General features: G+C 64.0%; 11 protein-coding genes. 6 read left to right on the top strand and 5 right to left on the bottom strand.

Annotated elements, in window-relative coordinates:
* The 6 genes from GXB81_RS23585 to GXB81_RS23560 all read left to right on the top strand — a co-directional run.
* Nucleotides 1-917: LacI family DNA-binding transcriptional regulator (locus tag GXB81_RS23585; protein WP_205990468.1), on the top strand; the 917-nt coding region annotated here is incomplete at its 5' end.
* A 3-nt stretch (nucleotides 918-920) separates the two neighbouring features.
* On the top strand, nucleotides 921-2,408 hold the full coding sequence (locus GXB81_RS23580) for a sugar ABC transporter ATP-binding protein (protein ID WP_205990467.1): 1,488 nt from the start codon (nucleotides 921-923) through the stop codon (nucleotides 2,406-2,408).
* Nucleotides 2,389-3,402 carry an ABC transporter permease gene (locus tag GXB81_RS23575; RefSeq protein ID WP_205990466.1) on the top strand — a complete coding sequence of 338 codons (1,014 nt, stop codon included), beginning with the start codon at nucleotides 2,389-2,391 and terminating at the stop codon, nucleotides 3,400-3,402. The genes GXB81_RS23580 and GXB81_RS23575 overlap by 20 nt, the downstream gene beginning before the upstream one ends.
* A 249-nt stretch (nucleotides 3,403-3,651) precedes the next feature.
* The gene (locus GXB81_RS23570; RefSeq protein WP_167282091.1) at nucleotides 3,652-4,614 is read left to right on the top strand and encodes a substrate-binding domain-containing protein; all 963 of its coding nucleotides are present in this window, start codon (nucleotides 3,652-3,654) and stop codon (nucleotides 4,612-4,614) included.
* A gap of 158 nt (nucleotides 4,615-4,772) precedes the next feature.
* Complete coding sequence (locus GXB81_RS23565; protein ID WP_205990465.1) at nucleotides 4,773-5,822, top strand: sugar phosphate isomerase/epimerase family protein; 1,050 nt, start codon at nucleotides 4,773-4,775, stop codon at nucleotides 5,820-5,822.
* Nucleotides 5,823-6,069: 247 nt separating this feature from the next.
* Nucleotides 6,070-7,221 (top strand): Gfo/Idh/MocA family oxidoreductase, encoded by a 1,152-nt coding sequence (locus GXB81_RS23560; RefSeq protein ID WP_205990464.1) that lies wholly within the window; start codon nucleotides 6,070-6,072, stop codon nucleotides 7,219-7,221.
* 155 nt (nucleotides 7,222-7,376) lie between these two features.
* Here the strand turns inward: GXB81_RS23560 and GXB81_RS23555 are convergent, their stop codons facing one another.
* The 5 genes from GXB81_RS23555 to GXB81_RS23535 all read right to left on the bottom strand — a co-directional run bounded on the left by GXB81_RS23555 (nucleotide 7,377) and on the right by GXB81_RS23535 (nucleotide 9,737).
* Nucleotides 7,377-7,637 carry a hypothetical protein gene (locus GXB81_RS23555; RefSeq protein WP_167036493.1) on the bottom strand — a complete coding sequence of 87 codons (261 nt, stop codon included), beginning with the start codon at nucleotides 7,635-7,637 and terminating at the stop codon, nucleotides 7,377-7,379.
* 222 nt (nucleotides 7,638-7,859) lie between these two features.
* On the bottom strand, nucleotides 7,860-8,114 hold the full coding sequence (locus GXB81_RS23550) for a hypothetical protein (RefSeq protein WP_240158621.1): 255 nt from the start codon (nucleotides 8,112-8,114) through the stop codon (nucleotides 7,860-7,862).
* Nucleotides 8,115-8,266: 152 nt separating this feature from the next.
* Nucleotides 8,267-8,542: a hypothetical protein gene (locus GXB81_RS23545; protein ID WP_167036496.1), complete on the bottom strand. Its 276-nt coding sequence runs from the start codon at nucleotides 8,540-8,542 to the stop codon at nucleotides 8,267-8,269.
* A 129-nt stretch (nucleotides 8,543-8,671) separates the two neighbouring features.
* Nucleotides 8,672-8,989: a hypothetical protein gene (locus GXB81_RS23540; protein WP_167036499.1), complete on the bottom strand. Its 318-nt coding sequence runs from the start codon at nucleotides 8,987-8,989 to the stop codon at nucleotides 8,672-8,674.
* A 1-nt stretch (nucleotide 8,990) separates the two neighbouring features.
* Nucleotides 8,991-9,737: a hypothetical protein gene (locus tag GXB81_RS23535; protein WP_205990463.1), complete on the bottom strand. Its 747-nt coding sequence runs from the start codon at nucleotides 9,735-9,737 to the stop codon at nucleotides 8,991-8,993.
* Nucleotides 9,738-9,853: the final 116 nt, after the last annotated feature.

The raw sequence follows: 9,853 nt of genomic DNA, 5'->3' as shown, positions 1-9,853 counted from the left end.
ACGAGAACGTGCGGGCCGCGACGCGCGACAAGGTGCTCGCCGCGATCGACGCGAGCGGCTATCGCGTCAACGAACTCGCGCGCAATCTGCGCACGGCGGAAAGCCGCCTGCTGCTGACGATGGTCCCCGACTTCGGCAATCCGTTTTACGCCGAGATCGTGCGCGGCATCGACAGCGTCGCGCGTCAGCACGGCTACTTCATGCTGTTGTGCGACACCGGCGCGGACCCGGGCCGCGAGCGCAGCTATTTCGACATGCTGCGCCGCCGCCGCGCCGACGGCGCGATCTGCCTCGATCCGGACACGATCCAGCAGGCGCTCGGCGAGGCCTCGCAGGCGCTGCCGTGGGTCGCCTGCTGCGAGTTCGACCCGGCGGTGGGCGTGCCGTATGCCGGCATCGACAACTACCGCGCGGCCGGCGACGCGGTTCGGCATCTGCTCGCGCGTGGCCATCGGCGCATCGGGCTCATCAATTCCGACGTCGGCTATCTGTATGCGCGGCAGCGCCAGCAGGGCTATCTCGATGCGCTCGCCGAGGCCGGCATCGCGCCGGACCCGCGCTGGCGCATGAACCTGAACAGCCTCGACTACGAAGCGGGCGCCTCGGCCGCGGTCACGCTGATGCAGCAGCCCGCCGCGCCGAGCGCGATCTTCGCGGTGTCGGATACGCTCGCGATCGGCGTGATCCACGGTTTGCGCAGCGTCGGCAAGTGCGTGCCCGACGACGTCGCCGTGGTCGGCTTCGACGATATTTCGCTCGCCGCGCAGATCGATCCGCCGCTCACGACGATCGCGCAGCCGATGCGCGAACTCGGCGAAACGGCCGCGCGCCTGCTGCTGCAACGACTCGCGAATCCGCAGGCCAGCGTGCCGGGCGTGCTGCTGCCGCATCGCCTCGTGATTCGCGGGAGTGCCTGAGCCATGAGCCTCGCGATCCGCTTCGACGACATCCGCAAGGACTTCGGCCCCGTGCGCGTGCTGCACGGCGTGAGCTTCGAGATCGCACCGGGGCGCATCTACGGCTTGCTCGGCGAGAATGGCGCGGGCAAGTCGACGCTGATGAAAATCCTCGCCGGTTACGAAACGGCCACTTCGGGCAGCGTGCTGGTGGACGGTCACGCGCGGCGCTTTAGCGGTTCGCGCGACGCCGAGGCGCAAGGCATCGTGCTGATCCACCAGGAGTTCAACCTCGCCGAGCATCTGACGATCGCGCAGAACATGTACCTCGGCCACGAGAAGCGGCGCGGCTGGTTCGTCGACGATGCCGCGATGCGCGCCGACGCCGCGCGCTATCTCGCGCAGGTCGGGCTCGAGCGCGCGCTCGACACGAAGGTGCGCGAGCTGATCGTCGCGGAAAAGCAGATGGTCGAGATCGCGAAGGCGCTGTCGCGGCGCGCGCGTCTGCTCATCATGGACGAGCCGACCGCGACATTGACGCCCGCCGAAACCGAACGGCTCTTCGCGCTGATGGCGAAGCTCAAGGCCGACGGCGTGACGATCGTCTACATCTCGCACAAGCTCGACGAAGTCGAGCGCATCACCGACGAGGTGATCGTGATGCGCGACGGCCGCTTCGTCGCGCGCGGCGAGACCGCGGGGCTTGCGCGTCAGCAGATGGCGAACCTGATGGTCGGGCGCGAGCTGTCCGATATGTTCCCCGACAAGGCGACCGCGCCCGCCGATGCGCCGGTTGCGTTGCGCGTGAACGGCCTCACGGTGCCCGACTGGGTCGAGGACCTGAGCTTCGAGGTGCGCGCCGGCGAAGTGCTCGGCTTCGCGGGGCTGGTCGGCGCAGGCCGCACCGAGGCGTTCGAGGCGCTCATCGGCTTGCGCAAACGCACGGGCGGCCGCCTCGAAATCGCGGGCCGGCCCGTCGATCTGAAAAGCCCGCGCGAGGCGATGCGCCACGGCCTCACGTATCTGAGCGAGGACCGCAAGGGCAAAGGCCTGCACGTCGATCTGAACCTGCAGGACAACCTCACGCTGATGACGCTCGAACGCTACGCGCATCCGCTGCTCGACCTGAAGGCGGGCCGCGCGGCCTTGCAGAAAGCGGTCGGCGAATTCGGCATTCGCACGGGCGACCTGTCGAGCCGCGCGCGCATGCTCTCGGGCGGCAACCAGCAGAAGCTCGCGCTCGCGAAGTTTCTGCAACCGGCCCCGAGCGTGATCGTGCTCGACGAGCCGACGCGCGGCGTCGACGTCGGCGCGAAGCGTGACATCTACTTTCTGATTCATCGTCTCGCCGCGCAGGGTCGCGCGGTGATCGTCATTTCATCCGAACTGATCGAGCTGATCGGCTTGTGCCATCGCGTCGCCGTGATGCGCGCGGGACGCCTGCAGGCGACGCTTGCGCTCGACCATCTGACCGAAGAGGAGTTGATCGCCCATGCGACCGGCACCCACTGAAGCCGTGCCATCACGCCGCGCGCTGCGCGTCGCGCAGCGGCTCTACACGCTCGGGCCGCTCGTCGGGCTGATCGCGCTGTGCATCGTCGGCACGCTGCTCAATCGCGACTTCGCGACGCTCGACAACCTCGTGAACGTGCTCACGCGCACGTCGTTCATCGGCATCATCGCGGTCGGCATGACCTTTGTGATCATTTCGGGCGGCATCGATCTGTCGGTCGGCTCGATGGCCGCACTGATCGCGGGCAGCATGATCTGGCTCATGAACGCGCTGGCGGCGGGCACGGCAGGCCATGCGTTGCCGCCGTTGCTGATCGTGACGATCGGCATCGTCGCGGCGCTCATGCTTGGTGCGCTGTTTGGTTGCGCGCACGGCTTGCTGATTACAAAAGGGCGCATCGAGCCGTTCATCGTCACGCTCGGCACGCTCGGGATTTTTCGCGCGGTGCTGACATGGCTCGCCGACGGCGGCGCGTTGACACTCAATGATTCGTTATCCGATCTGTATGGCCCGGTCTATTACGCGAGCCTGTTTGGCGTGCCGGTGCCGATCTGGGTGTTTCTCGTGGTTGCGGCAGGCGGCGCGCTGATCCTCAATCGCACCGCGTTCGGCCGGCACGTCCAGGCGATCGGTTCGAACGAACAGGTCGCGCGCTATGCGGCGATTCGCGTCGATACCGTGAAGATCGTCACGTATGTGCTGCTCGGGATGTGCGTGGGCGTGGCGACGGTGCTGTATGTGCCGCGCCTCGGCTCCGCGACGCCGACCACCGGCCTGTTGTGGGAGCTCGAAGCGATTGCTTCGGTGGTGGTCGGCGGCACCGCGCTCAAGGGCGGCGAGGGGCGCGTGATCGGCACCGTGATCGGCGCGATCCTGCTTTCGGTGATCGCGAACATCCTGAACCTGACCAGCATCATCAGCGTGTATCTGAATGCGGCGGTGCAGGGCGTCGTGATTATTTTCGTCGCGTTCGTGCAGCGTGGAAGGCGGTAGTGGGGCGCTGCCGGTTGAAAGCGCAGCGGGTAGGGGCCGTAGTGAAGCAACCATGAAGCAGCAATGAAGCCGTAGCCAGGCAGCCGCCAAGCAACCGCAGTGCGGCCACGGTGATGAAGCAACGGCAGTGCGGACGCAGCGAAAAGCAGCAAAAGAAAGCAGCAAAAAAGCAGCAAACGCAACGACGGCAATCTGAACGCAGGTCCGAAAAACGGGGCGCCCCGAGCGCCTCAACATTGGAGACACACCATGAAGCAGGTCATTCGAGCGATCGGCGCCGGCATGCTGGCGTTGGGAATACTGGGCACGGCGGGCGCGGCGCGCGCCGACGACAAGGTCACGCTAGGCGTCGCGATTCCGACGGCCGATCACGGCTTCACGGGCGGCATCGTCTGGTGGGCCAACAAGGCGAAGGCCGATCTCGAGAAAGCGCATCCCGATCTGAAGGTGATCGTGAAGACCGCGGCCAACTCGCCCGAGCAGGCGAACCAGTTGCAGGACCTCGTGACCGTCAACAAGATCAACGCGCTGGTGATCTTTCCGTATGAATCGGCTTCGCTCACGCAACCGGTCGAGCAGGTCAAGAAGAAAGGCGTGTACGTGACCGTGGTCGATCGCGGCCTCACGAACACGAGCGCACAGGATGCCTATGTGGCCGGCGACAACACCGCGTTCGGCCGGATTCCCGCCGAGTATCTGGCGAAGTCGCTCGGCGGCAAGGGCAACATCGTCGCGCTGCGCGGCATTCCGACCACGCTCGACAACGAGCGCTGGACCGCGTTCACGAACGTAATCAAGAACTATCCGGACCTCAAGATTCTCGACGCGAAGTACGCGAACTGGAATCGCGACGACGCGTTCAAGGTGATGCAGGACTACCTGACGCGCTTCAAGCATATCGACGCCGTGTGGGCCGCTGACGACGACATGGCGGTCGGCGTCGTCAAGGCGATCGATCAGGCGAAGCGCAACGACATCAAGATCGTGTTCGGCGGCGCGGGCTCGAAAGGCATGGTGAAGAACGTGATGGATGGTGCGCCGATGATCCAGGCCGACGTGTCGTACTCGCCGAAATTCATCTACGACGCGATCAAGCTCACGGCCGAGGCGCGGTTAAAAGGCGAGAAGCTGCCGGCCACGACGATCATTCCGTCGGTGCTGATTACGAAGGAAAACGCGCAGCAGTTCTATTTCCCGGACTCGCCGTTTTAAGTTAGGCGGCGCTCGGGCGACGCTGCGAGCGGCACGTTGGGTGCCATCTTGCGTTCCACCCGGAGCATCGCGGCGCTGATCGTTTAACGCGCGCGGGAGCGTCCCGTTCATCCTGAAGGGAACGCGACCCGCGCGCGCCAGGTTCGAGGAACCGTACGATGAAAACCATCAAAGGTCCGGCGATCTTTCTCGCGCAGTTCATGGGCGACGAAGTGCCGTTCGACAATCTCGCGCATCTTGCGAACTGGGCCGCTGGTCTCGGCTTCAAGGGCGTGCAGGTGCCGTGCGATCCGCGCCTGATCGATCTCGAGAAAGCGGCCACGAGCGACGCGTATTGCGATGAGTTGCGCGAGACCGTCGATGACGTGGGCGTGGAGATTACCGAGCTGTCGACGCATCTGCAAGGACAACTGGTCGCCGTGCATCCCGCCTACGACGCGCTGTTCGACGGCTTTGCCGCGCCGCACGTGCGCGGCGATCCGGCCGCGCGCACGCAATGGGCGATCGCGCAGATGAAGCTCGCCGCGCAAGCATCGCGCCGCCTGGGATTGAGCACGCACGTGTCGTTTTCCGGCGCGCTCGCGTGGCCGTATCTGTACCCGTGGCCGCAGCGTCCGGCCGGTCTCGTCGAGGCTGCATTCGACGAACTCGCGCGCCGCTGGACGCTGATTCTCGATGCGTTCGACGCAGCCGGCGTCGACGTCTGCTACGAACTGCATCCGGGCGAGGACCTGCACGACGGCGTGAGCTTCGAGCGCTTTCTCGACGCGGTGAAGCAGCATGCGCGCGCGAACATTCTCTACGACCCGAGCCACTTCATGCTGCAACAGCTCGATTACCTTGCGTTCATCGACATCTATCACGAGCGCATCAAGGCGTTTCATGTGAAGGACGCCGAGTTCCGGCCGACCGGCAGGCAGGGCGTGTACGGCGGCTATAGCGGCTGGGTCGAGCGCGCGGGACGCTTCCGCTCTCTCGGCGATGGACAGATCGACTTCGGCGCGATCTTCTCGAAGATGGCGCAATACGATTTTCCGGGCTGGGCGGTGCTCGAATGGGAGTGCGCGCTGAAGCATCCGCACGACGGCGCGCGCGAGGGCGCGGAGTTTATCCGGCGGCACGTCATCCGCGTGGCCGAGCATGCGTTCGACGATTTCGCGGGCAGTGGCGTCGATGCCGTACGGTTGAAAAGCGTGCTTGGGATTTGAGGGTGGGTTGTGCCGCGCGGGTTGCACGGTAGGGCTATTCGTAGATTGGCAGGCGCGGCGGCGGTCCGTGAGCGCGGTGATAGAGAGCGGGTGACAAGGAGCGGGTGACAGCAGCGCGCGGTGACAGAGGGCCCGCGCGAAGGAAGGACAGAAGGCGCGGTGGCGCGCACTGTGGCCGCGTGCCACACCTACCTACGCACGCGTCGCGCCGTTCAAACACAAAGACAAAGGAAGGAGAGGAAATCCGATGCCACAAAAAAAGCTCAGGCTCGGCATGGTCGGCGGCGGGCAGGGCGCGTTCATCGGCGCGGTGCACCGGATCGCCGCGCGGCTCGACGATCGCTTCGAACTCGTTGCGGGCGCGTTGTCGTCCGATCCCGAGCGCGCGCGGACGAGCGCACTCGAAGCCGGCATCGCGCGCAGCTATGCGGACTGGCGCGAGATGGCGCGCGCCGAAGCCGCGCGCGATGACGGCATTGACGCGGTGGCGATCGTCACGCCGAATCATCTACATGCGCCAGTCGCGACGGCGTTTCTCGAAGCGGGCATCCACGTGATATGCGACAAGCCGCTCGCGGTGTCGCTCGCCGAAGGCGAGGCCCTCGCGCAACTCGCGCGCGCGAGGCAGCGGCTGTTCGCGCTCACGCATACGTATTCGGGCTATCCGCTCGTGCGCCATGCGCGCGAACTGGTCGAGCGCGGCGAGTTGGGCGAGATACGCGTCGTGCAGGTCGAATACGCACAGGACTGGCTCGCCGAACCGATCGAGGCGACCGGCGCGAACAGGCAGGCCGGCTGGCGCACGGACCCGGCGCTCGCGGGACCGGCGGGCTGTCTCGGCGACATCGGCACGCACGCGTATCACCTCGCCGTCTTCGTCACGGGGATGCTGCCGCGCGAACTTTCCGCCGAGCTGCATACCTTCGTGCCGGGTCGCCGTGTCGACGATCATGTGCAGGCGCTGCTGCGCTACGCGAACGGCGCGCGCGGCATGCTGTGGGCGAGCCAGGTGGCGAGCGGCGCGGAGAACGCGTTGCGGCTGCGCGTCTACGGCACGAAGGCGGGTCTTGCGTTCGATCAGGAGCAGCCCAACGAATTGTGGTTCACGCCGCTCGGCGGCACGGCCGAGCGATTGACGCGCGGGCGCGTGAACAGCGCGGTGGCCGCGCATGCGACGCGCGTGCCGCAGGGGCATCCGGAAGGGTATCTCGAAGCGTTCGCGCAGTTGTACAAGGACGCGGCCTTGCAGATCGACGCGTTGAACGAGGGCCGCGAGCCGCCGCCCGAAAGCCGGCTGCTGACGACGGTCGACGATGGCGTGGCCGGTTTGCGCTTTATCGAGGCTGTGCTCGCGAGCAGCGCGGCGGATGGGCAGTGGCAGGAGATTGCGGTGGGGTGAGGTGGTTGGCGGTTGGGGTGGTTTGGCTTGCCTCGCCTTGTCGCTGGCGATGGCGCTAGCATTGGGCCGCAAGGCCGCGATGTGGCGCGATGCTTTGTGATGTCGCGTGATGTCGCCAATGCGTTGCGCGGCGCCTGCGTGACACCGCTGCCGCGTTACTCGCCCTTGCTCTTTTTGATCTGCGCTTCGAACGCGACGTCGAGCTTGCTGGCCTTGCGCGGTTTCTGCGGACCGAACGCGTCGACGAATTTGACGAAGTCGTCGAGCGCGAGCGGCTCGGAGACCTTTTTATCGACGCCGCTCGCTTTATCGACCAGATAGAACAGGCCGCCAGACAGGCTGATCGCGGCAAAGCGGGGATTGCCGCTGCGCGTTTTCAGCCGCTCGACGGCATGGATGGCTCGGGTGGTGCGCATGATGGACTGCTGAGTGGGAAAAGACTGCTACTTTAACAATTTCGCGGACCTTCCGCGTTTGTGCGCGTTTGTGCGGATAGGGCGCTGGGTGGCTGCGTGAAGGTGACGATGTCAATCTAACGATTCCGAAGAGGTCTCAATTTCAAGCGAGTCAAACTCGACGATAAGCTCCGCCACGCATGTCGAGAAAAGTTGCGCGAGTTTGCCGGGTTGGTTATCGGTCTATCGTTCGGCTGTGGCTAACCTTCGTTGTGCTTTCTCGTAACGCTCTGTTCCCTCTTCCAGCATGTCGATTGCGTAAACGATGTTTTGAAGACCGAGATTCTCGACAATGCACCGACTCATTCCGACGAATGAAAGCGACGCACGCCGATTCTGCAAATACAGGCTCAGTGTGAGCGTTTCGCGCTCCGTCGACACATGGAGGGTGTCCATATACCAGTCGTGGAAGTGATTGAAGGCGTTCAGCTTGTCCATGCGTTGTCACCACGGAAGGATCGGTACAGGGTTGCCGAGGTCTCGGACCTTGCCGTCCCGGCATGGCGATGGTTCCATCGGGCAGCACGTCGCAGAGGCGGACAGGTGACCCCATCATCATGGGCCATGACGCGCGGTGCGTGAGCGGCAGGTTATGTCTGTAACGGCTTGTCGATGGGCTCTTGCGTCACCGGGATGTACTGCCTGATGTCGGGTTGCCCGAGAGCAATCAGGTTGAGCATGGCGACGCCAAGCCGGCGAGCAAATTCATCATCGAGCCGGTAATCGAAACTGTCCAGAAGGATGGGCATTTCGAGTTGACCGGCAGTTACCGTGGCGATCCTGGTTTGATCGACGGCATGAACGATGAATCTTTGTTGATCTTCGGCGCAAGTCAATATCACTGAATATGGCGTGTGGCTGGCCATCAATATCCCCTGCATTGTTGGTAACGATCAAACGCATTCTGCTCGCACAGAACCTGGCCGCGAGCGTTGCCTATGGCACGGCGCAACGCGGGAACGATGATGGCATTTCTGAGCATTCCCCTTGGACGCTTACTCCCCGGTCCTGGTTGCTAAGCCATCGTTTTTCCAGTTGACGGGCTCTGCTGTCGTTATCTGCAAACGCTCACGCAATTCCGGGTGGACGCCAGCCTGTACGAGTATCGCCAGGCCGCCGAGCTTACGCGCGTCTTCGTCGGTGAGTGGGCGCATGCTGTGATCGGCTTCGTCGGGAGGAACTCGCATCCCGCCTGTGCGTGCCAGTGCGTTATCAATGACACCTTGCACTTCCCGCCGGAACACGTTGCATATCATGAGTTGCTGCGCGTCTTCGTCATAAAAAATGATGCTGGCGCGTGGTGGTTTTTTCATGTTAATAGCCTCTGCAAGTTTGATCGTTGACGAAAGCTCGCTGAGAGCAAAGGGCATAGGTTCGGTTGTCCCGGTACATGGCGCGAGCAAAAGAGCATTCTTCCATTTCGGTTTCGTATATCACGTGACACTCTTCTTCGTCGGCCTCACTGACGCCACGCGCAGCTAACTCCTGTAGATCGCCGAGCGAAGCATCCTCTTTGTATTCGAACGGCTGCGCATTGCCGAGTGGCGTCGATACCGGTACGGCGATGGTTCCATCGGGCAGTACGTCGCCGGGGCGGGAAAACCAGATCGCGAGGTCATCATCGGATGCTAGCCGTGGCAATCGCGGGCGCTCGAATGAACGAGCGGTACGCGCCAGGCGTTGCTCGGGCCGGAATAGTTGCGACGGCGAGAAGGTTTCATGGTATGGCCGGGGCGGCTGTTCGATACGCACACTGCGTCCACCCGAGGCATGCGGCTTCGCCGCGACGGCAATCACATCGCCGCGCTCGACGGCGGTCCGCAGCATCCGGGCGAGTTGAGCCGGTGCAGCACCGCTCACGTATGCGCAGCCGGGCGCTTTGCGCATGAACGCGACGAGCCGTGCCAATTGGTGCGTGTCGTGCGTCAGTTCCCCTGAGCTTGCCGAAGTAATGAGCTGGCGGCCGGCACGTGCCTCATCGCTGAAAGTATTGCCGCGATATTCGTGCCGCGTATAAAGCGTGCAGCTCCGATGAGTTCCGACCTTGAATTCGATCGCCATCCGCCGTCCATACCCAAGTCAGATCAGCGGGCAAACCTATCATGGCGTCGAATCACGTATGACAAAAGAATGAATCCCTGAAACCACTGCGCACCCCGCAATACTGGCTGGCAGCC

Source organism: Paraburkholderia sp. Ac-20336 (genome assembly GCF_017105025.1).
In the GTDB taxonomy this organism is placed as follows: domain Bacteria; phylum Pseudomonadota; class Gammaproteobacteria; order Burkholderiales; family Burkholderiaceae; genus Paraburkholderia.
This window is presented reverse-complemented; position numbering and strand designations above follow the sequence as displayed.